Source organism: Vibrio sp. SNU_ST1 (genome assembly GCF_030563405.1).
GTDB lineage: Bacteria > Pseudomonadota > Gammaproteobacteria > Enterobacterales > Vibrionaceae > Vibrio.
Map to the genome: position 1 here is coordinate 1,911,859 of NZ_CP130748.1, position 22,733 is coordinate 1,934,591.

A 22,733-nucleotide genomic window follows, 5' to 3' on the forward strand; every position below is an offset into this window, starting at 1 on the left:
TAAATTGAGTGTATCTAATAGTTATCAATAACGAGTGAATGGATACTAAATTTTGTAAAATAACCCTAAAACATGAGATCTCTGTAACAGAGCAGTACTTTACTTGCTTATTTTTTAGCTAAATGACAAATGATTAGCATTTTTATGGGTTATTTTTCCGTGAGTTAGATTAAACTGTCTCAATGTTTATGGTTTGGCTGTTTTTTATCAAACCAAAGGGATCAACACTAATAAAGGTTTACGGTCGTTATGCGCAAAATTCTACTTACTACCGCTATGCTATTGGCTTCTAGCCAAGCACTAGCTGTCGATGGACAATCAAATGAACAAGCACAAGTAATGAGCAACTTTAGCTACGATTACTTTGACGCTCGTATCGGTGCGAGCCCAATTACATTTGGTGGTGCGTTCAGTAAGTCAATCCACCCAAATGCTCACGCAGTAGCGCGTATCGATTCAGAATTTGAAGGCGATTACGACTCTGCTGTCGGTCTTGGTTTCCACGCTCCAATTAACAACTGGGCAGATCTAACGGGTGAAATGCTAGCTCGTATAGTTCAACCAGCAGCGAAAAGCTCTCCTGATATTGGTATGGAATTCAACGTTGGTGTCCGTCAATGGCTTGGCCCACAACTAGAAGTTGGAGGCAAAGGCGGTTACGTTTCTATCGATGATAAAGATGATTGGATCGGTTCTGCTTACGTTCGTTTCCACTCTACAGAACTATTCTCTCTAGGTGCAGAAGTTCGTATCAATGATTTCTACGGTGATCAGTTAATGTTCACGACTCGTTTCAAGCTTTAAGTAAAACGAGAAAGCTCTTAATAAGGGCTTAGCCTTTAAGACGGGCTAGATAGAAACAAAAAAACCGAGGAAATCCCTCGGTTTTTTATATATAAACAGTAATCTTATGCATATAAGGGAAATATCTTTAGTGGCAGCTCTTTAATAATTGCTGCTTGCGTGGCTCTTGTAATAGTTTCCAGTGAATACCATCAATTGCACCTGCAAACTTCCAAAGTAGCTTCAGATCAACGTCGTTTCCGTACGCTTTACGAACCTTATTAAACACTTCAGATGCCCCCAACTGCATAAACATTGAAACATCATCCACTCCCGCCTTTTTAACCATGCGTTCTAATGTAAGTTGCATGTTAGGCAGATCCCTTAATCTACGGCTCGCTGATGATTTTTTGAAGCTACGTTGCTGAACTGAATTATCGATTGAAGTACGAATAATACTATCCAATTCAGGATGTTCTGATGTAAACAGATCCGTGATATCGTAGTAATTCACGGTTGCTGTAGTCTGCTTTTTTACATGACGATACTTTTCACAATCAAGTCCCGTCAGCTTTTTATCTAATAACTTCCCACCTCGAATGAATACACAATCTTCACTCAACAAAGCGAACATAGCGTCATTTTGAAAGAGGCCAATACCTCCAAACATAGAGCGCTTTTGATGTTCACCAAATTGATTCACGTAATTAATAAATGCTGTCTCGGTCATATCCGTTGATCCTTAATCAAATTACCCCGATTAGGTTGATCGCCAGACAAGCAGCTTTTTATGCGAAAAATTTTAAATCTATTTAATGTTTAGGTGAATATTATGGTTTCGTTTGTCACCTTCGAAATAAATGATACTTCGAAAAGAAAAATAAGTCAGGGCGCAGTTCACATCAATCAGTTGAATATCCTTGCTTTTAATGATTTATATCACATTAAACTATCAAATCACGCCAAGAATTTAATTCTTAGTGATACTCCCGTTCAAGTTATCAAAGCTTATGTAGTTCGATGAGTATTGCCTCGCAGCATCGCGGCTTGTAAAATGGTACGACATACATGTTCTTACTCTTAATATGAATCATTTATCATTTTTCTGGCTACCACAAAATAAAGCTCTTCTCCTTAAGGGCCTAGAATCCGAGTTTGCCCAACTTGTTGGACATTCCATCTCAGCGGGAAAAATAACTCTTCCTCCGATTCCTGAGGTTGTACTTAAAATTCAAAAGCTTTGTACTCTTGAACCAACAGGCGTCGCCGAAGTTGCCGAGTGCTTACTTGAAGACCCAGGGCTGACAGCAATCGTGATCCGAGTTGCTAACTCAGTTGTCTTCAACAGACGCAATATCACTTGTGTCGATGTTATGACGGCCGTATCGCGTCTTGGTATATTGAGAGTGCGTGACATTGTCACGGCCCAGGCTATTGAGCAACTTAAACATTCCGTCAATTTGAGTAAAGAGTGTAACGAGCTATTGGTTCAGAGCGCTTCTGTATCAAAAGAACTCGCCGCAACGATGGTACTGGTCACGAACCTATTTAAAGAGCTATCCCCTACCGAATACCGTTATCTAGAGCATGAAAAGTCACTACTTGTTGGGTTGCTTGCAGACATTGGCTTGTTCTGTTTGGTCAGCGAATACCACCTCTATCTAGACAACGGGAACTACTTAGATCACGACATCGCACTGCAAATATTCCAAGGCCAATGTTCGGCAACAAGTAAGTTAGTTCTCAGACGCTGGGGTTTCGACAGCGATTTTATCGATGTGTGCAGTAACACCATTAATAATCACGAAGAGCGCGAGGTGTCTTACCTTGATATTGCGCGAATAGCTAACCACCTACTGATGTTTAGAAACAAGAATGACAACATTGATGAGCACGAAGTAGAGCTTAACGTGACAGGAGCAGAAGTGCTTTATAAATTAAGCAACTTGAGCAAACAGGATTTTAATGCAAAGCTAAGTGACGTGATCAATACTAGCGGCTTCTAAGTTACTGTTAAATTGCTAGTAAATGCAATATGAAGTCGATGCAATGGGGAAAGCATGTTTACAGGGATGATCTTTATATTTGCGCCACTCGTCGTGGGGTATCTTTTTTCAATTTCGAACGCTCAGACACTAGAATTTATCAACCGCTCTACTTCGCGGTTGATCTACGTGATTCTCGCGTTAATGGGACTAAGCTTAGCCGCCCTCGATAACCTAGGCAGTAACCTGCAGACAATTCTTCTATACACCGCCACTTTCTTTGTCTGCTTAAGCGTTTGTAACCTAATGGCGCTGCCCGCGATTGATAAGTTACTGCCACTCCAGACAGACAGCTGTAATAAGAAACTCCCCCTGTCTTCTATGGCGATGGAGTCTGCTAAACTCATCTTAGTGGTCGGTTCCGGCCTTATTGCGGGTTTAGTTCTGCCTATTGGACTTGATTGGGTTGATACCGCGAGTGAATGGATTCTGTTTGTTCTACTGTTCTTTATTGGCATTCAGTTACGCAATAGCGGACTAACACTTCGTCAAATCTTACTCAACAAGCACGGTATGGTAATCGCAATCGCAATCATCACCACCTCAATGCTTGGTGGTATTATTGCGGCTTATGTCCTTGATATCCCTTTGTTCAAAGCCTTGGCAATGTCTTCAGGGTTTGGCTGGTACTCTTTAGCCGGTATCTTGATGGGCGACGCCTTTGGTCCTGTTTATGGCGGCGCTTCTTTCATGCTTGAGCTGTTAAGAGAGTTAGTTGCTTTGGTACTTATTCCTGTCCTGATCCGGAGCTACCCATGCACATCGATTGGTTATGCAGGCGCAACAGCTATGGATTTCACATTACCTGTCATTCAAACCACAGGTGGCGTTCGGTGTGTGCCTGTCGCCATAGTCAGTGGCTTTATCCTCAGCTTGCTTGTCCCGATTTTGATGTTGTTCTTTGTATCTCTTGCTAACTAGATCGCAGGAATAGCGTTTGTTTTAGATTAGAATGCAACTCGAATACCGATGCCCAAGACTCCGATACAGTTACCGAAATAAAAAGACACTAAGTGTCATTGCTCAACAAATAATGATCACGGTAATCTGTAACGACAACGTTATAAAAAGAACGAACTTACAAAAGGAACCGCTATGAAACGCCTTTGCGTCGCATTACTGCTAGCTTCAACTTCTACTTTCTCTTTTGCAGCAGATTCAATGTCTGAGACAAACCAGTGCCAAGCAAAAAAATATGATGCGTACATCGACGCCTCTTTAGGTTGGTATGCTGACCTCGCTACATTAACTTCTGAGCAATACCCAGAATTGACAGAAGTAAGTGAGTGGTTCCTAGAAGGTCGTAAGCACCACTTCGAGCTTAATCGCGCTGCCGTAAACTACTACCTTGTGAACGATTCAAGCAAAGTGGCAACAGAGCAACCGGTAGAAGGCTGGCTGCAATTAGAACAACACGACATTAAGACGTTATCAACACGTGATGATGAGCTTGGTAAAATCGCAAAAACTACGTTCGACGACCGCCAATCAACACCTCATGCTCAAAACTACGAGCTACGTTCAGCGTTTGCAGAACTGCTTAGCCACCCTAAGCAAATCGATACGGCGCTGCAACGCTACAACCAGTCAATTGCCAAACTAGAAGCGATTAAGTGTAAATAACCCTTAACTTACTATGCTTTTATGGGAAGTTGGATTTCATAATTAAGACGGGACATTGTTCCCGTTTTCGTTTAGATTATCCCGCTCGCGTCAATATAAGAAAAATAACTCGCTTGCTATGGTTACGGAACAAAAAACAGCAGATGTTAGCTTCGACAGTCTTCTACGTATCTTTACAGTACCCGAAGGCCCAGATTCAACACTCACTCAAATTGAAGACAAACTTTCAAGAAACCTGAATCAATTCTTACGTGAACACATTGTGGCTGAAGAAAAGCCGTTGCGTGAAATTGAGAAAGATTTTTCAAATGCTCACATCCCAGAGCAACCTGAGTTTGTTTCAGAACATACCGAGCATCTCCTCGATTCTCTTGTGTCTCATTCTGTACATACGTCGTCGCCAAGTTTTATTGGTCACATGACGTCTGCGCTACCCTATTTCCTGATGCCGCTTTCTAAAATCATGATTGCGCTAAATCAGAATCTAGTAAAAATCGAAACATCAAAAGCTTTCACTCCTCTAGAACGCCAAGTTCTGGGTATGTTACATCGCCTGATTTATCAGGATAGCGACCAGTTTTATTCTCGCTGGATGCACAGTGCCAACCACTCTTTAGGTGCGTTTTGTTCTGGCGGTACCATCGCGAACATAACAGCGCTTTGGGTTGCACGTAACAACGCACTAAAAGCACAAGGTTCATTCAAAGGTGTGGAAAAAGAAGGCTTGTTTAAAGCCATGAAGCACTACGACTACGAAGGGCTAGCCATCTTAGTATCTGAACGTGGTCACTACTCACTGAAAAAAGCCGCGGATGTCCTTGGTATTGGTCAAGAAGGTCTAGTATCTGTTAAAACGGATAACGACAACCGCATTTGTACGGACGATCTAAGACTCAAGATTGAACAGCTCAAGCAGAACAAGATAAAGCCTTTCGCTGTCATTGGTGTGGCGGGTACAACCGAAACCGGTAATATCGACCCTCTAAGAGACATTGCAGAGGTGTGTGCTGAATCCGATTGTCATTTCCATGTTGATGCCGCTTGGGGAGGTGCGACTCTAATGTCGAACAACCATCGTCACCTACTTGATGGTATTGAATTGGCTGATTCAGTCACGATTGATGCGCATAAACAGCTCTATATCCCTATGGGTGCTGGCATGGTTTTGTTTAAGAAGCCAGATGCGATGACCGCAATCGAACATCATGCTCAATACATCCTTCGTAGAGGCTCAAAAGACTTAGGCAGCCATACGTTAGAAGGCTCTCGTTCAGGTATGGCAATGTTAGTCTATGCCTCAATGCACATCATCAGTCGCCCTGGGTATGAACTGCTGATCGACCAGAGCATCAATAAAGCGCGCTACTTTGCCGACTTGATTAAAGATCAAAACGACTTCGAACTGGTTTCAGAGCCTGAGCTTTGCCTACTGACCTATCGCTATGTGCCTGAATCAGTCAAAGCGGCGCTACTCAAGGCTAAATCATCTGAACGTGTTGAACTGAATGAACTACTGAATGAACTGACCAAGTTTATTCAGAAGAAGCAGCGTGAAACGGGTAAGTCTTTCGTATCGCGAACGCGCTTAAACCCCGAAATATGGGCGCATCAGCCAATCATCGTTTTCCGTGTAGTATTAGCAAATCCACTGACGGGCAATGATATTCTCTCTTCAGTGCTTGAAGAACAGCGTGAAATCTCTAAACTAGCACCTAACTTGATGAGTAAAATCACCAAACTGGTTACGCAAATTAACGCATAGCCATTCAATTTTAGTTGCATCAAATTGAAAATTTCTTTCTTTTTGATGTAACTTAGCTGTCAGTTCATACTCAATTTGCATTCTTTTTGCTCAAATCCTCATCCAATCCTGTAGTTTTCTAAAATTTTGTTGAGGTTTGTCATATTCTTAAGCATTCATGCCCTGTTTTTGTATTAGTAAATAGTATGTTGGGTTTATACTGACTCTATGGTGCTAGTTAGCTTGATATCTATTTGACGCAGCAGTATTTACGATACCAAATCTACATTTGGCTTTGTGTTTACTGATATTTGCTTCAGCCATCCCCCTGGTAAAAGATATTAACTAGCAAGTTGTTCTCTATACCCTTGTGAACACTATGAATACATTAGAAAAAATACAAAAAAACCTGGAAAATTTCAGCAAGTCTGAGCGTAAGGTAGCCGAAGTAATCATGGCTTCCCCTCAAACTGCAATTCATTCTAGCATTGCTACCTTAGCTAAAATGGCTGACGTGAGTGAGCCTACAGTTAACCGCTTCTGTCGTCGTTTAGACACAAAGGGCTTCCCTGACTTTAAACTTCACCTAGCTCAAAGCTTGGCGAACGGTACACCTTACGTGAACCGTAATGTTGAAGAAGATGACGGTCCAGATGCTTACACGCATAAGATTTTTGAATCGACTATGGCTTGTCTAGATGTTGCTAAAAACAGTTTAGACGCGATGCAAGTAAACCGAGCGGTTGACTTACTGACTCAAGCAAAACGCATTTCGTTCTTCGGACTGGGTGCCTCTTCTGCTGTAGCCAAAGATGCTCAAAACAAATTCATTCGTTTCAATATCCCAATCACTTGTTTCGAAGACATCGTAATGCAACGCATGAGTTGCATTAACTGCAGTGATAACGATGTTATTGTTCTGATCTCTCACACTGGCCGCACTAAAAGCCAAGTAGAGATTGCGAACTTAGCTCGTGAAAACGGCGCGACAGTTATCGCTATCACAGCAAAAGACTCTCCGCTAGATAAAGCGAGCTCTCTGTCTATCTCATTGGATGTACCGGAAGACACTGACGTTTACATGCCAATGGCAAGTCGTGTTGTTCAGATGACAGTTATCGATGTGTTAGCGACAGGCTTTACGCTTCGTCGTGGTTCTGGCTTCCGAGAGAATCTGAAACGAGTAAAAGAATCACTTCGTGATTCACGTTACGAAAAGTACTCTCAGTTCTAATCTGTTAAGACATGAACTTAAGAATCGAATTCAATTGAAAAACGGAGCCTAGAGCTCCGTTTTTATTTGTCTATTGAAATGGGTTTAGGCCGTGATGGGTTTATGCTGTGATTGGTTATACTGTGTCTGGTGATGTCGTGAGCAGATTGAAGACCGTCAGATAGTCCAGCTGTTGCCCTTCTCAACCACGCTGTTCTCGGACGCATAAGAATTAATAATGGTAAAGCTCGACTCGGCGGCAGGTTCTTGATCAATTTGATTCATTGAAGCTCCCTCATGATGCCCTTCTACACAGCCGCACTTCTCGCAAACCTTCTTCAGAATATGTATAAGCCGTTCTTGGTTCAGCGGTAAAGGGTTCCCTTTAATCGCCACTGACTTGAGCGCGTCGGCAGACACCTCATCAAATTGGGCTTCACAGACACCAAATTCCAGTAAGCTTGGAAGCTTGAGCGTATCCAACACTTCAGACAACCAAGAAATCGCATCTTCTTCTGTTACTTCTACGTTACCTGTCACTATCTGAGAAATTCGCTGATAACGCGCTAGGATGTCACATCTCTGCTGCTCCTTCGCGGCAGATATATTCTCTAACATCACAAATGGCGCCAAGCGTGCAGCTATCACACTATGCGGAGCCGAGATTTTGCCCCCTAGCGCAGAAGCCAAACCATGCGCAGCGCCAAGTTTGGCGTTAGTTATCGCTATTCCCCCTAACATAGAGGAAAACGCGAGATCAGAACGCGCTTGAGGCTCATCGTAGATACAGGCTTGCACTATAGAACCACTCAACTTACGCAACCCCTCTTCACAGATCATATCGGTTAACGGGTTCGGTTCGCCACACACGTAGGCTTCCATCAGATGAGTAAAGGCATCCATCGCACCTCGTCCAGATAAATACAGATTAGTTCCATGCGTTAGGGTTGGATCGACAATCGCAACGTCAGCCAGCATATCTGGGCTTCTAAGGCTGATTTTCACTTTGTCTTGCCCTGATTTCAGCACCGCATTTTTAGTGACTTCTGCACCTGTACTCGCTGTGGTTGGAATCGCGATAAACGGAAGCGGTTTGGTTTTAAGAGGGACATTACGCCCAACGACTTCAACATAGTCATACAAATTACCTTGATTAGGTAAAACCGCGGCTAACGCTTTGCCCATATCGATGGCGCTACCGCCCCCCATAGCGACAACCATGTCTGGCTTAAATCGACGTGCAGAAATAGCAGCCTCCTCAACCATTTTGATATTAGGTTCACCGGAAACGGCTATGTGTTGATAGCGCATACTCTGTGCATCGAGATAGTCAGTGACGATTGAGGTGCGCTCTAATGTATTGCCAGTCACCAATAGTACGCTGTAACCGTATTGATTAAAGAGAGACAATGAAGCGGAGAGTGCTCCATCACCAAAGATGATCTTTGTAGATGTCATAAATTGAAACATGGTGCCTCCTGCGCCTATGACCGAACAAAACTGCGAACTCTTGGTTTTTAGAAAATTGATGTTTGGATTTTACATTTGAAATTTGATTTTCGTATTTACAACACAATCTCGGCATCCCAAATACGAATACACTAAAACATCGTTACATCAGACTGCTTACAGAATATGGTTCCATACCTAGATAAAGGATGCCTCGTTCTGCGTTTGATTTTTTTGACAAGATGCAAGTTGTCGCACTAAATATGGACTAAAATCGCAATCTTAGGGGGAATTCACACACTAATACTGAGGGAAATTCACGGTGACAGTGGCCAGTAAACAAGACTCTACCCTTTTATGATTAATATTTGCGCTGATAGGCAAAACCTATCGTATTAAGAGGCAATTCCATCTTTATTTCCCCATGCCATTGAGGCATAGTTGGTTTTAAGAAATTTTGAGTGGCATTCATAAAAGAATAGTTAACATAAATGAGTTAACGAGCCTCATCCCGTATTTAGGAGAAATTAAATGTTTGTAGTTATTTTTGGTCGCCCTGCTTGTCCATTCTGTGTTCGCGCAAAAGAGCATGCTGAAACTCTTAAAGCTAAACGCGATGACTTCAACTACCGTTATGTTGATATCCACGCTGAAGGCATCAGCAAAGCTGACCTAGAGAAGACCGTTGGTAAACCTGTAGACACAGTGCCACAAATCTTCATCGACCAAGATCACATTGGCGGCTGCACAGAATTTGAAGCATACGCAAAAGAAAATCTAGGTCTTTTCGATTAATCTAGAATTTCTCATACGAGAATCGAAGCTAAAGCCTTAAACGGCTGATAAATAAATAGTTAGACTGTATGATTGATATAGAGCCCGCTCATTGTAGCGGGCTTTTTTATGACAATTTTTCAACCGGAGTAAGATTAAGGTCAATATCGAATAAAATTGAAAATAGCACTTATAATTTATTTATATTTAGATACAATTCATTCCTCAAACTGATCCTGTGTTTCACGCTAATTATTGAGCAATCACTGTGAATATCGACGTTGTCTTGCTGTTAAAACAAAACCCCATCCTTCTCATCTTTGTTGTGTTATCTATTGGCCTCGCCATTGGTAAAATTCGTTTCGGTAGTCTCCAACTAGGAAATTCAATCGGTGTTCTGATTACTTCTCTTATCATGGGACATCTTGGCTTTTCCTTTAACGCCGACGCTCTCACGATTGGTTTCATGCTCTTCATTTACTGTGTAGGTATTGAAGCCGGGCCCAACTTCTTCGGTATATTCTTCAGAGACGGTAAGCATTACCTAATTCTTAGCCTCGTTGTACTTTCCACGGCCATAGCCCTTACTTATTTTTGCAGCGAATATTTAGGTCTTGGTTTCGGACTTTCCGCAGGCATGATGGCGGGAGCACTAACAGCAACACCGATATTGGTTGGTGCGCAAGATGCACTCAATTCAGGTTTAGCTGAAGTACCAAGAAACATGGACTTGGGTCTAGTCATAGAGAACCTATCAGTAGGCTACGCGATGGCTTATTTAGTCGGCTTAATCAGTATGATTATGTTTGCCCGCCTTATTCCAAAGCTTCAGAAAGTAAACCTACACGACTCTGCAGAACAAATAGCTCAAGAGCGCGGCCTAGGCACCTCTGGCCAGCGTAAGGTTTATTTACCCATTATCCGAGCTTATCGTGTGGGACCAGAGCTAATTACCTGGACTGATGGCAAGAACCTTCGTGAACTTGGCATCTATCGCCAAACTGGTTGCTACATCGAGCGTATTCGACGTAATGGTATTCTTGCCCACCCTGATGGCGATGCCATTCTGCAAGAAGGCGATGAAATCGCATTGGTTGGTTTCCCTGACAGCCACGCTCGTCTTGATCCAAGTTTCCGAAACGGCAAAGAAGTTTTTGACCGTAACCTTCTCGATCTACGAATCGTTGAAGAAGAGATTGTCGTTAAAAGTGACAACATCGCAGGTAAGCGTTTATCTGACTTAAACTTATCCGAATACGGCTGTTTCCTTAACCGCGTAGTAAGAGCTCAAATTGAAATGCCGATGGATTTAAACATCGTACTTTCTAAAGGTGATGTACTACAAGTCAGTGGTGAAAAGAGCCGTGTTCACGGCCTTGCAGAAAAAATTGGTTTCATCTCGATTCACAGCCAAATGGCCGATTTGACGGCTTTCTGTAGCTTCTTCATTCTGGGCATTTTGTTTGGTTTGATCACCATGACATTCGGCCAAGTCTCATTTGGTTTAGGTAATGCAGTTGGTCTTCTTCTATCGGGCATCATGCTTGGATTCTTACGAGCGAACCACCCTACCTTCGGTTACGTTCCTCAAGGGGCGTTGAATATGGTCAAAGATCTCGGTTTGATGTTCTTTATGGTCGGTATCGGCTTGAGCGCCGGTGGTAAGATATTTGAGCATTTGACCCAAGTGGGTCCGCAAGTTATCGGGATAGCACTTATCGTGAGTGTACTGCCGGTATTCTTCGCTTACCTAGTCGGCGCTTACGCACTGAAGATGAACCGAGCTCTTCTTTTTGGAGCCATAATTGGCGCACGAACCTGTGCTCCGGCAATGGACATAGTAAACGACCACGCTCGTTCAACTATCCCAGCACTGGGGTACGCAGGTACGTACGCGATAGCCAATATATTGATGACCTTAGCGGGTACCTTTATCATTATCATCAGCTAGTTTATTCAGCGTTATAGCGCTTTAGATTAGATATTTTAAATGCACTAATTCATCTTTGAGTTAGTGCATTTTTTATTACTTAATCTCTTTTCTCATCCCACATCTCTATACTACTTTCCTCAAACTACAGACAAAAAAATAGGCGCTCAATGAGCGCCTATTTAGTTTTATTTTGATTTGTGAATTAGATGTCAGCTACATCAAATTCAACAGCTGTCTCTACATCAGCTTCGTAATCAACACCATCAACACCGAAACCAAACAACTTCAAGAACTCTTCTTTGTACTCAACGTAGTCAGTCAGTTCTTTTAAGTTTTCAGTTGTGATTTGAGGCCATAGGTTACGACAATGCTCTTGAATGTCGTCACGCAGTTCTAGGTCATCTAGACGTAGACGGTTCACTTCATCAACTTCTGCTGCGCTGCCGTCTGCTTTGTATAGACGTTGGCTGAACATGCGGAAGATCTGTTCCATACAACCTTCGTGAATACCTTCTTCACGCATCTTCTTGAACACCATCGCGATGTAAAGAGGCATAACAGGAATCGCAGAGCTTGCTTGAGTCACAACAGACTTAAGAACAGCAACGTTTGCAGTACCGCCAGTTTGGCCTAATTTCTCGTTAAGCGCTGACGCTGCACGGTCTAGATCCATCTTAGCTTTACCTAGCGCGCCATCCCAGTAGATTGGCCACGTTAGCTCTGTACCGATGTAGCTGTAAGCAACAGTCTTACAACCGTCAGCTAGAACACCCGCTTCAGAAAGTGCGTTGATCCAAAGTTCCCAATCTTCACCGCCCATTACAGTAACAGTGTCTTTGATCTCTTCTTCAGTAGCAGGCTCAACGCTTGCTTCGATGATCGCATCTTTGTTTGTATCTACCGCTGTAGATGTGTAAGTCTCACCGATAGGTTTAAGAGATGAACGAATCACTTCGCCAGTCTCTGGCATTTTACGCACTGGAGATGCCAGTGAGTACACAACCATATCGATTTGACCTAGATCTTCTTTGATCAGGTCAATTGTTTTCTGTTTCGCTTCGTTAGAGAAAGCATCGCCGTTAAGGCTTTTTGAATACAGGCCTTCTTCTTTAGCTAGCTTATCGAACGCTGCTGAGTTGTAAAAACCAGCTGTGCCCGGCTTTTTCTCAGTACCGGCTTTCTCGAAGAAAACACCGATAGTTGAAGCGCCGCCACCAAATGCAGCCGCAATACGTGAAGACAAGCCGTAGCCACTTGAAGAGCCAACAACGAGTACACGTTTAGGTGCATTTGCGATTGGGCCTTGAGCTTTTGTGTAAGCAATTTGTTCTTTTACATTAGCTTCACAACCGACTGGATGTGTTGTAGTACAGATGAATCCGCGAATTCGAGGTTTGATGATCATATTCAATTTCCTTAAAAAATCAGGTTAAGGATAAGAGTTTCGTGCGCAAATGGCATCTAATTTCTGTAAAAATGTGGTGAAAATGCAAGTGGTTGGAGCACTCAGCTGATATTTGCCGACTAAGTCACCATTTGTTAACGCATCTAACGCGACTTCTTCAACAAAAACAAAAAAGGCACCTTAATAGGTGCCTTTAATCATTTCTTTATCTAAGCAACGCTATTTAGCTTAGGTTTTAACTCTTTTCGCGTCAAAGTTTCACTGAAGTCGTGACTGAAGTGGTCAACTTGAATCGCTGTGTAGCGTAGTTTATCAGCAGCAACAATTTGGTCGACTTCTTCTTGTGTCAAAACATCAGCAGCAAGTGCTTGAGCCAGTTTATCCGCCAGCAAGCCTTTACGAGCCACTTTGCCCTCTTTCACTGCTTTGAAGATCTTACGCTCCAGAGGCTTGATGCTGTACATCGCATTGAAAGCATTCTCCATAAGGCCAACACTATCATCTTCCTCTTTGCCAATGTAACAAAGGTGAGTCAGCCGTTCACGGTGTGCACCTGGAGTCATCAAGCTCTCTGCTAGTTGAACTGTTAGGTTATCACTTGGTTTTTCGAAGTGGTTACCTACAGGGAAAACTAGACCTTTAAGTACTTTACCAACCATCTTGTTCGGGAAGTTTCTGTACGCTTCCTGCAGCGACTTAGCCGCATTATGGAAACAGTGTTGAACCGCGTAGTGTACGTAGTCTAGGTCCGCTTGTTGACGACCTTCGTCTTCATACTTCTTAAGCGCAGCAGAAGCCATGTATAGGTAACTTAGACCATCCCCCAAACGTGCAGAGATAAGCTCTTTACGCTTCAGCTCACCACCTAGCGTCAGCATTGCGAAATCCGCACTTACTGCAAGCGCGCGGCTCAAGCGAGTCAAATCTTGATAGTAAGGCTTAGTTGGGCCGCTCATGTCCGCTTTAATGAACTTCGAGCCAGTCAGTGCTGCACCAAAAGCACCGAACGTGTTTTTAGTTGCGTGTGAGATGTGCTTGAACAACAAGCTATCAAAGTCTTTTGCACCTTGCTTCTCATCCGGGTTCGCTGCTGCTTCCATTTCGCTCAATACGTATGGGTGACAACGTGTCGCACCTTGACCGAAGATCATCAGGTTACGAGTTAGGATGTTCGCACCTTCTACTGTGATAGCAACTGGAATACCTAGGTAAGGCGCAGCCAAGTAGTTCATTGGGCCATCTTGAATTGCACGACCTGAATGGATATCCATTGAGTCATTCAGAATAGTACGTGCCATTTCTGTCATGTGATATTTGGCGATAGCCGTTACGATACCCGGCTTCTCTTTCATATCAAGTGAAGTGGTTGTCAGTGTACGAGTCGCTTCTAATAGATACGTTAAACCACCAATACGGCCTAAGCTCTCTGCAACACCTTCAAATTTACCAATCGACATACCGAACTGCTTACGAACATAAGCGTATGCGCCGGTCGTTTTCGCTGTTAGGTGACCCATCGCCGTGCCCAGTGCGGGTAATGAGATACCACGACCTGCAGACAGACATTCCACCAGCATACGCCAGCCTTTACCTGCGTAATCTGCGCCACCGATTAGCCATTCCATAGGAATAAATACATCGTGACCGCGTGTTGGACCATTCATAAACGCAAGACCAAGTGGATCATGACGCTCACCAATCACAACACCTTCGTGGTCTGCCGGGATAAGCGCACAAGTGATACCAATGTCTTCTTTGTCACCCAGTAGCTTTTCTGGATCGTGCAGTTTGAAAGCCAGACCAAGTACCGTTGCCACTGGTGCTAGCGTAATGTAACGCTTGTTCCAGTTAAGCTTGATGCCTAGTGTCTCTTTACCTTCGTGCATGCCCATACACACTGTACCGACATCAGGGATACCACCCGCATCAGAACCTGCTTCAGGGCCTGTTAGTGCGAAACAAGGGATATCTGTACCGTCAGCAAGACGAGGTAGCCAGTAATCTTTTTGATCTTGAGTACCGTAGTGAGACAGTAGCTCACCAGGGCCTAGAGAGTTTGGAACCATTACCGAAACCGCAGTACTGATACTACGCGTAGCAATCTTGGTTACTATGGTAGAGTTTGCGTGCGCAGAAAATTCACGACCGCCGTACCCTTTCGCGATAATTAGCGAGAAGAAACGCTCTTTGCGTAAGAAATTCCATACTTCTTCAGGAAGGTCTCGGTCTTCTTTCACAATTTTGTGGTCATCAAGCATAGCGAGCAGAGTTTCAAGTTCATTATCCATGAACGATTGCTCTTCTGCTGTCAGCTGAGGTTTTGGGTATTGGTGTAGCTTAGTGAAATCTGGTTTACCAGAAAACAGCTCTCCGTCCCACCAAACGCTACCCGCTTCCATCGCTTCTTTCTCGGTGCTAGATAGGGGTGGTAGTACTTTTTTAAAGAGTTTAAAAGCTGGGTCACTTACCCATTTTTGTCTTAGAGAGCTCATAGTTCAGATCCTTTTGTTCACTATATTGTTTGTGAATATTTTGCTTTTTATTGTTTTATTCTTTTGCTGACATGCCTGCGGCCAAATATGGAATAAGAATATCGACCACTGCCTTAGCATCTATCTTTCTGTCATAGTCATTCTCTGCAATTTCTATTAGAGCCTGGCTAGATGCCATGGTGAATACACAAGTCCCTAGGGTGAAGTGCAATCGCCAAAATAACTGTTCTTGAGTGAGGTTTGGGTTGGCTTTCATTACTGAGTTGGTAAACAGAGTCAGTACTTCGCTGTAGCGAGTTGTAATGAACCAACGCAAGTGACCTTGCACATCCGTATAACCTCGACCGATGAGTAACATAAATCGGCTCGTACCATTTGGCCTTACATCATTGAGTGCCCTTAATGGCTGTCTTAAAGACTCAAACACGTCACTCATAGAGTACGTTTCGTTCAAATTTAAGTTCACAAGTGCATCTTGCAATGCTGGCATAAATGCTTCTAAGTAACGATTGAGTACCGCACGAACCAGAGTCTTCTTATCGCCAAAGTGGTAGTTCACTGAAGCAAGATTGACATTGGCTTTACTCGTAATCGTGCGTAAAGAGGTGTCATTAAAACCGTGCTCAGCAAATAAGCCTTCAGCCACATCTAAGATTTTGTCTTTGGTTGTACTTCTTGGTGCCATTTCAATCACTCGTATTAAACAACTGTTTGAAATATACGCTTAGAACATTTATTTAACAAGCAGGCAACATCACACTTTCACAAATTGGTCGTACCAGTTACGAGCATTACGTTCTAAGCGATTGAATAGAGACGCGTTTAATTAAAAAGAGAAAATTAATGAATTTTTGGGGAACTGAAATGGTAATCGAGGGTCATAAATTAAGTAGAAAACAGAGTATTTAGATGTTTAACAGGCCGTCAAACTTGTTTCTCACTGTTTTCTTAATTACTGCATTTTCCTTATTAACTCCTATACTTGTATCCGCCCAAACCGCATTGGTTTGGGCTTTTTTTTGTCAAAAACCACGGTGTTTTTTAGGTTAATAGTAGGCACAAAAAAGCCCTCGAAACCGAAGGCTTTCATTACATTAAAGTTCAAAGCATTTCACGATCCTACTAGGCAGCATCATTTTTGATTAACTCGGCTAGCACCGAAATATCATTGCCGAGGTCAACCGAAGCTCCCATTTCCGTTGCAATACCTTCAACCACTATGGTTTGAGTATCACTGCCGCCATTGATTGGAATCGATAGTGTGATATCGTCTCCATTAACAGACACTTCAATCATACCAAGCAGCTCGGCCATTTGAGTTTCATCTTGTGGGTCTTCAAGTAGATCATTGAGGTCAATCAGATCACCGGCGCCTTCCGTATAAAGCTCAAAGTCTTTAATGATATCGGTCCCGTTATCGAGCGTAGAGTCTAGCCAATTGAAGATGTTGTCTCCGCTATCTCCAATCAGCAGATCGTTGCCTGACTCGGCATACAAAGGCTCATTACTCGCTGCACTAATAACGTTATATTGCTGCGGTTCTTCGATATCTATGGTGACCGTCTCTACCGTGCTTTCAGCCCCGTTTGAATCGACTGCGACATAATCAAACTGCGGGTCTTCAGTTACCTCCTCGTTACCTTGTACGTAACGCAACTCCCAATTGCCTCCTGTTGATGAAAGCTCCATTCCAACGATCGGATTATCTGGTGAGGAATAACTGAAATCATAAAGAATTTGGCTACTTCCCGTATCTCCAGGATCTTTCTGATACTGCTCTGTATGCGTTGTACCATCAGCAAAGGTATAGAGTACTTCAACATAAACATTACTATTGGTGTTAAATGAACCACCCAAACCATCTAGCCCAAAATCAACGACCCCTAATGGATTATTCGTAAAATCGAGGACTAAGGTCTCTTGCTTATTCATACCTCTACCATCGATATCGCCAATACCATAGCCAACATGATTCTGTTCGCCTTGGTACTGTTTCAAAGGTTTACCGTTGTTATCTTCGATCGTTACCGTAATCGTATTACCGTTATCTAGGGTAATAAGTCTCTCGGTTGGTGAAACTTCTACACCCCAATTATAGAAACCATCAACAAGATCGGGCATATCGTCAGAGTCACCACTGAAGCCCATTTCAAACATTTCTCCAGGCCCGGCAACAAAGCTGATATTGTTTGGGACAAACAACACACCGTTATCGACATCAGACTGCACAATTTCTCTCGTTACGCCATTTTCATCGGTATACAAAAGGCTGCCATTGGTTGGCAAGCTCTCAATCCGAATATTCAAAGGAACTTCATCATGATCATCTTCTAAATCCGAGATGTAATCTGGCATGCCGCCATCTTCAGAATCGAAGAGGATAGGTATAATCGCGTCCTCATCATTAACTACCGTAAAGCTGGTCGCTTCAGGTGCGTCATTGACGCCATTGATTGTTATCTCGATAACATGCTCTACACCATCAATAGCGGTTACCACATATCTTTCAATAACCGTGTCGTCATCGTTCAAGTATTGAACCACATCGTTATCAACGACATAACTCCATGCCCCTTCAGGAGTAATCGTTAACATACCTAGTGCAAGTGCATAAGTAGATCCAACAGGGGTAAACACGCCATTAGGTTTAAATGCAGGCATGTCACTGGTGTCGACGTCAGTAATCGTTAAAGTACCAGACACCGAGAGTTCGTTGGTATCTTCATTGACATCGACGTCCTCTGTCACTTCTCCCACGTCAGAGTCACCTTCCCCAACCGTAATCTCAGATGGATCATCAGCACCATTAATAGTGATTGTCACTTCACTTGTAGTTCCGTCAATCGCAGTAACCGTGTAAACCTCGGTGACAAATTCATCGTCATCGAGATATTGCACATCATCGTTGTCGACGACGTAAGTCCATTCACCATCGTCGGTAATGGTCAACATACCCAACGCAGTATCATTGGTCGAACCTTCAGGTTTAAACATTCCGTTAGGTTGAAAAGCCGCGACATCGTTAGCATCAACGTCGGTAATCGTCAGTGTTCCCGTCGCCATCAAGTCGTTACTCTCCGGGTCAACGTCGACATCCTCCGTCACCTCACCCATATCAGAGTCACCTTCCCCAACAGTGATCTCGGATGGGTCATCGGCACCATTAATAGTGATAGTCACTTCACTCATGGTTCCATCAATCGCGGTAACCGTGTAAACCTCGGTGACAAACTCATCATCATCGAGATACTGCACATCGTCGTTGTCTACGACATAAGTCCATTCACCATCGTCGGTAATGGTCAACATACCCAACGCGGTATCATTGGTCGAACCTTCAGGATTAAACGTTCCGTTAGGTTGAAAAGCTGCGACATCGTTAGCATCCACATCAGTAATCGTTAGTGTACCCGTCGCCATCAAGTTATTGCTGACTTCGTCAACCTCGACGTCTTCTGTCACCTCACCCATGTCAGAGTCACCTTCCCCAACCGTAATCTCAGATGGATCATCAGCACCATTGATGGTGATGATTACTTCACTTGTGGTTCCATCAATCGCAGTAACAGTGTAAACCTCGGTGACAAACTCATCGTCGTCAAGGTATTGCACATCATCGTTGTTGACGACGTAAGTCCATTCGCCACCATCGGTAATGGTCAAAAAACCCAGAGCGGTATCATTGGTCGAACCTTCTGGGTTAAACAAACCGTTTGGTTCGAAAGCAGCGACATCGTTATCGTCGACATCGGTGATGGTTAGCGTCCCTGACGTCGCCAAGTTGTTGCTCTCTTGATCAACATCCATATCCTCAGTCACTTCACCGGTGTCTGAATCACCTTCACCAACAGTTATGTCAGATGGATCATCGGCACCGTTAATAGTGATGGTAACTTCGCTAGTGGTACCGTCACTGGCTGTCACGGTATAAACCTCAGTAACGAATTCATCGTCATCCAAGTACTGAACATCGTCGTTGTTAACTACGTAAGTCCAAGCACCATCAGGGTCGATGCTCAATACGCCTAGCTGTGATTCGTTTGTTGAACCTACGAGGTTAAACTCACCGTCATCTGAAAAGGTAGGAGTGTCGCTGTCTACATCTGTAATTACGATCTGACCAGACGTCACTAATTGGTTGGTGGTGTCATCTACATCAATGTCCTCAGTCACACTGCCCGAGTCATCCGTAGCGACTGCCGCATCATCAGTACCAATGATGGTGACTGTGATGACTTGTTCGCCACCGTCGGAGGTTTGCACTGTCGTCGTATCTTGAATTTGCTCGCCATCAGCAAGTTCATCAAATGGACTGTTGGCCACGAATGTCCACGTTCCATCCTCATTGACGACAAAGGTACCGAGGTCATTGTCACCTTCCGCATCTTTGGCGATAAAGGTAACGTCCGGATCGTCAATGGTTAAAGCGCCCCCGGTTTCAATAGGCTCATCCTGCTCAAACTCAATAACGTTGGTTTCACCTGAAACAAGCGCAAGAGCAATGATATCGAAAAGAGCAATACTTTGAGTTTCGGATAATCCTTGAGATTCAAGCCCGTCAGTTTCAAAGTTCGTGGCAGCTAGAGTTTCAGCCCCTGTACGTTCAATTCTACCACTGTTGGTTAGACTTGAGCCTTGCTCACCAGCGGCGGTATCAAACTCATCACCCAATTCTGTTGGATCAAATCCTTCTTCAATAGCACGCTGAACTTGATCGATCGCATCAGCAGTGTCTAGCAAGTTTAGCTGGCCTTGGTCATCGACAAACCGTGCAGAAACGTTTGGCACGCTCTCTTCACTTGTTTCGACAGTGACAATGACGTCGCTAGCAGCTGGTTGCTCGCCCGGAGGCAAACGTCTAACTTGGCCTTGAGCGTCCAGCACTATAACGCCGTTCGCAAGACCTAGTATATTTAGGTTGATATTTCCCATATCCATATTCCCACTTCTGCCCAGAACACACCAAACGCGGATCCAATCCCACTCTACGCTGTGGCTATTTCCTACAATAAATTTAGTAGCGCCACTATTGATAATCAACTCACTAAAAGAGGTGGTTATGGGTATTTTTAAATTAGTCAATAGCAATAGCGACTTACATTCAAAAAAAAACCAACAAACTTCGCATTTTTTTGCAAATGTCCTAAGCTTCGTTTAATACCATAAGCTCAAGTCATCGATAAACGTTGGATGAGAAATGAATGAGCCGTTAAAAGTAGAAGGAGTGCTACTTTGAAATTGTTTAAGTTATCCATAATGAGTTGCTTAGTTGCTGCAACACCACTCGCCGCTCAAACTCTGGAACAGTCAGTGGCTATTACCTTGGCAACCAATCCAGAGATAAAAAGCATCTTTAACGAATATGTGAGCGTTAGAAAGCGTAATGACGCCTCTGGTGGGGCATACAGGCCCAGTATCGACCTTGATGCCGGTATTGGTTATGAAGGTATAAACCCTGCACCAAATAACGGTCCAGACACAGATCTAACAAGAAAGGAAGCAACGATTTCCCTCACTCAATTGCTGTGGGACGGTTCCTCTACTCTGAACGATATTGACCGTACCGCTGCAGAAGCCGAGTCAGTTCGTTTGCAATTGATAGCAGATGCCGAAGACAAAGCACTGGAGGTAACACAAATATATCTCGACGCAGTAAAAGCGACTGAGGTACTGGCGCTGTCAGAAAGTAACCTTGCGATACACAAGAAAATCTATAAAGACATAAAAAAACGAGCGAGTTCAGGCATAGGTTCTACCGCAGACGTTTCGCAGGTAGAAGCTAGGATTGCCAAAGCTCATGGTAACTTATTGGCCGCCCAGAATAATTTGATCGACACACATACCCAATTTAGAAGGGTTGTAGGACAAGAACCACTAGGTCTGATTTACCCGAGGGCCGATATATCTTGGATTCCACTGTCATTGTCAGATGCCCTAGTTGATGCTTTAGATAAACACCCTGTAATTAAAATAGCGGCGGCAGATGTCGACGCAGCACATTTTCAATACAAACAGTCCAAAGGCGTAAACTACCCTACATTCTCTATAGAAGCGTCTCAGTCATGGCGTGATGATGCAGGAGGCGATGAAGGTTCAAGTCAAGAAACGCTCGCAATGCTGAGAATGCGGTATAACTTGTATAACGGTGGTGCAGACAGCGCGAATTCAGAAGCTTCTGCTTACCAACTAAATAAGGCGAAAGATCTTAGAGATCGTGCTTATCGCCAAGTCGAAGAAGGACTTCGCCTCTCATGGAGCGCCTTAGATCTCACACTGCAACAGAAAAACTTTTTGTCCGATCATGTTGATTCAGCTTCAGAAACCGTTATCGCCTATGAAAAACAATACCGTATAGGAAAGCGTACTCTGCTTGACCTGCTCAACACTGAGAACGAACTATTTGAAGCCCGTAAAGATTATCTGGATGCCCATTATTCGGAGCAGTACGCTAAATACCGAGTGATGAACGCAACAGGTTCTTTATTGAATGCTCTGTTGGTTGATATACCAGAAGAGTGGACAACGGCCGTGGAGTATTAATGATGAAAATAACTTACTTATTACTTCCCGTATTAACGATGACTTTATTTGCCTGCTCCAATCAGTCGCGAGAAGCCTACATCGAGACGCCCGAAGCTGAACAAATTGCCGATCTGCAAGACGATGATAAAGATGGTGTAGTAAACGCGCGAGATACCTGCCCTGGTACACCAGAAACATCACAAGTCGACAATGATGGCTGTGGTGAAACAATTAGAGCAGAAGAAGTACGACAGCTAAAAATACTCTTTGCTCATGACTCATTTGAAGTAAACCCAATATTTTCTAGCCAAATTAGCACCATGGCAGAATTTCTTGAAAACTACAAAAGCGCTTCAATTGAAATCCAAGGTTACGCCAGTAAAGTGGGGTCCAACGAATACAACTTAGACTTGTCAAAGAAACGAGCAAACAATGTACAAGACGAGTTACTTTCGAATGGTATAGAACCGGAGCGCGTGAGAATTGTTGGCTATGGTGAAGAACGCTTAGAAAACGATGGTGACGACCCTACCTCACACGCACTGAACCGTAAGGTAACCGCGACCGTAGTTGGGTTAAGTGAGCAGATCGTTGAAGAGTGGACCATTTTTACCACACTAGAAAAATAGTATGTCATTGTCACTGAAATGTAAGGTATAAAATAAGTTATCTTACAAATACAGCTTAGCTTCAAGATCAATAAAGCCGTGATAGGGTTACCCATCACGGCTTTTTGTTCTTTGTCGTCACATG

At 43.5% G+C, this 22,733-nt stretch carries 16 protein-coding genes; 10 read left to right on the forward strand and 6 right to left on the reverse strand.

All coding sequences use genetic code 11. The features are described 5' to 3' along the window. Positions 1-249 precede the first annotated feature (249 nt). Positions 250-804 (forward strand): hypothetical protein, encoded by a 555-nt coding sequence (locus Q5H80_RS08260; protein WP_304564309.1) that lies wholly within the window; start codon positions 250-252, stop codon positions 802-804. Between the two features lie 127 nt (positions 805-931). Here the strand turns inward: Q5H80_RS08260 and Q5H80_RS08265 are convergent, their stop codons facing one another. Then, a complete protein-coding gene (locus tag Q5H80_RS08265; RefSeq protein ID WP_304564312.1) occupies positions 932-1,513 on the reverse strand; it encodes a TfoX/Sxy family DNA transformation protein in 582 nt (193 codons plus the stop codon). 355 nt (positions 1,514-1,868) lie between these two features. Between Q5H80_RS08265 and Q5H80_RS08270 the strand changes: the two genes are divergently transcribed. The 5 genes from Q5H80_RS08270 (at position 1,869) to Q5H80_RS08290 (ending at position 7,426) form a co-directional block, all read left to right on the forward strand. Further along, the gene (locus Q5H80_RS08270; RefSeq protein WP_304564313.1) at positions 1,869-2,789 is read left to right on the forward strand and encodes an HDOD domain-containing protein; all 921 of its coding nucleotides are present in this window, start codon (positions 1,869-1,871) and stop codon (positions 2,787-2,789) included. Between the two features lie 54 nt (positions 2,790-2,843). Next, positions 2,844-3,749, forward strand: coding sequence for a lysine exporter LysO family protein (locus Q5H80_RS08275; RefSeq protein WP_304564315.1), 906 nt, complete (start codon positions 2,844-2,846; stop codon positions 3,747-3,749). Positions 3,750-3,923: 174 nt separating this feature from the next. Further along, complete coding sequence (locus tag Q5H80_RS08280) at positions 3,924-4,451, forward strand: hypothetical protein (protein ID WP_017101465.1); 528 nt, start codon at positions 3,924-3,926, stop codon at positions 4,449-4,451. Between the two features lie 118 nt (positions 4,452-4,569). Further along, on the forward strand, positions 4,570-6,213 hold the full coding sequence (gene panP / locus Q5H80_RS08285) for a pyridoxal-dependent aspartate 1-decarboxylase PanP (protein WP_304564320.1): 1,644 nt from the start codon (positions 4,570-4,572) through the stop codon (positions 6,211-6,213). A gap of 358 nt (positions 6,214-6,571) precedes the next feature. Beyond that, entirely contained in the window at positions 6,572-7,426 is an 855-nt protein-coding gene (locus Q5H80_RS08290; protein WP_004734686.1) for a MurR/RpiR family transcriptional regulator, read from the forward strand. Positions 7,427-7,582: 156 nt separating this feature from the next. On the opposite strand, the gene Q5H80_RS08295 is transcribed toward Q5H80_RS08290, so the two are convergent. Continuing rightward, positions 7,583-8,875, reverse strand: coding sequence for an iron-containing alcohol dehydrogenase (locus tag Q5H80_RS08295; protein WP_304564374.1), 1,293 nt, complete (start codon positions 8,873-8,875; stop codon positions 7,583-7,585). 510 nt (positions 8,876-9,385) lie between these two features. On the opposite strand from Q5H80_RS08295, the gene Q5H80_RS08300 reads away from it, so the two are divergent. Then, on the forward strand, positions 9,386-9,649 hold the full coding sequence (locus tag Q5H80_RS08300; protein ID WP_009847069.1) for a GrxA family glutaredoxin: 264 nt from the start codon (positions 9,386-9,388) through the stop codon (positions 9,647-9,649). Positions 9,650-9,896: 247 nt separating this feature from the next. Further along, positions 9,897-11,579, forward strand: coding sequence for an aspartate:alanine antiporter (locus Q5H80_RS08305; RefSeq protein WP_012604238.1), 1,683 nt, complete (start codon positions 9,897-9,899; stop codon positions 11,577-11,579). 184 nt (positions 11,580-11,763) lie between these two features. Here the strand turns inward: Q5H80_RS08305 and fabV are convergent, their stop codons facing one another. The 4 genes from fabV to Q5H80_RS08325 form a co-directional block, all read right to left on the reverse strand. After that, a complete protein-coding gene (gene fabV / locus Q5H80_RS08310) occupies positions 11,764-12,966 on the reverse strand; it encodes an enoyl-ACP reductase FabV (protein ID WP_009847071.1) in 1,203 nt (400 codons plus the stop codon). 209 nt (positions 12,967-13,175) lie between these two features. Next, a complete protein-coding gene (locus Q5H80_RS08315) occupies positions 13,176-15,458 on the reverse strand; it encodes an acyl-CoA dehydrogenase (protein WP_004734682.1) in 2,283 nt (760 codons plus the stop codon). Between the two features lie 55 nt (positions 15,459-15,513). Next, on the reverse strand, positions 15,514-16,143 hold the full coding sequence (locus Q5H80_RS08320) for a TetR/AcrR family transcriptional regulator (RefSeq protein ID WP_009847073.1): 630 nt from the start codon (positions 16,141-16,143) through the stop codon (positions 15,514-15,516). A gap of 437 nt (positions 16,144-16,580) precedes the next feature. After that, on the reverse strand, positions 16,581-20,390 hold the full coding sequence (locus Q5H80_RS08325) for a VCBS domain-containing protein (protein ID WP_304564396.1): 3,810 nt from the start codon (positions 20,388-20,390) through the stop codon (positions 16,581-16,583). Between the two features lie 300 nt (positions 20,391-20,690). Between Q5H80_RS08325 and Q5H80_RS08330 the strand changes: the two genes are divergently transcribed. Together Q5H80_RS08330 and Q5H80_RS08335 are read left to right on the forward strand one after the other, a co-directional pair. Next, positions 20,691-21,998 carry a TolC family outer membrane protein gene (locus Q5H80_RS08330; protein ID WP_304564397.1) on the forward strand — a complete coding sequence of 436 codons (1,308 nt, stop codon included), beginning with the start codon at positions 20,691-20,693 and terminating at the stop codon, positions 21,996-21,998. Continuing rightward, positions 21,998-22,609, forward strand: a complete 612-nt coding sequence (locus tag Q5H80_RS08335; protein WP_304564398.1) for an OmpA family protein — start codon at positions 21,998-22,000, stop codon at positions 22,607-22,609. Before Q5H80_RS08330 ends, Q5H80_RS08335 begins: the two co-directional genes overlap by 1 nt. Positions 22,610-22,733 lie beyond the last annotated feature (124 nt).

Excerpts from the sequence above, each read along its gene's own strand:
- fabV (WP_009847071.1), bottom strand. The coding sequence starts at position 12,966 with ATGATCATCAAACCTCGAATTCGCGGATTCATCTGTACTACAACACAT.
- Q5H80_RS08280 (WP_017101465.1), top strand. The coding sequence starts at position 3,924 with ATGAAACGCCTTTGCGTCGCATTACTGCTAGCTTCAACTTCTACTTTC.
- Q5H80_RS08315 (WP_004734682.1), bottom strand. The coding sequence starts at position 15,458 with ATGAGCTCTCTAAGACAAAAATGGGTAAGTGACCCAGCTTTTAAACTC.
- Q5H80_RS08320 (WP_009847073.1), bottom strand. The coding sequence starts at position 16,143 with ATGGCACCAAGAAGTACAACCAAAGACAAAATCTTAGATGTGGCTGAA.
- Q5H80_RS08265 (WP_304564312.1), bottom strand. The coding sequence starts at position 1,513 with ATGACCGAGACAGCATTTATTAATTACGTGAATCAATTTGGTGAACAT.
- Q5H80_RS08295 (WP_304564374.1), bottom strand. The coding sequence starts at position 8,875 with ATGTTTCAATTTATGACATCTACAAAGATCATCTTTGGTGATGGAGCA.
- Q5H80_RS08270 (WP_304564313.1), top strand. The coding sequence starts at position 1,869 with ATGAATCATTTATCATTTTTCTGGCTACCACAAAATAAAGCTCTTCTC.
- Q5H80_RS08290 (WP_004734686.1), top strand. The coding sequence starts at position 6,572 with ATGAATACATTAGAAAAAATACAAAAAAACCTGGAAAATTTCAGCAAG.
- Q5H80_RS08335 (WP_304564398.1), top strand. The coding sequence starts at position 21,998 with ATGATGAAAATAACTTACTTATTACTTCCCGTATTAACGATGACTTTA.
- Q5H80_RS08275 (WP_304564315.1), top strand. The coding sequence starts at position 2,844 with ATGTTTACAGGGATGATCTTTATATTTGCGCCACTCGTCGTGGGGTAT.
- Q5H80_RS08300 (WP_009847069.1), top strand. The coding sequence starts at position 9,386 with ATGTTTGTAGTTATTTTTGGTCGCCCTGCTTGTCCATTCTGTGTTCGC.
- Q5H80_RS08260 (WP_304564309.1), top strand. The coding sequence starts at position 250 with ATGCGCAAAATTCTACTTACTACCGCTATGCTATTGGCTTCTAGCCAA.
- Q5H80_RS08325 (WP_304564396.1), bottom strand. The coding sequence starts at position 20,390 with ATGGGAAATATCAACCTAAATATACTAGGTCTTGCGAACGGCGTTATA.
- panP (WP_304564320.1), top strand. The coding sequence starts at position 4,570 with ATGGTTACGGAACAAAAAACAGCAGATGTTAGCTTCGACAGTCTTCTA.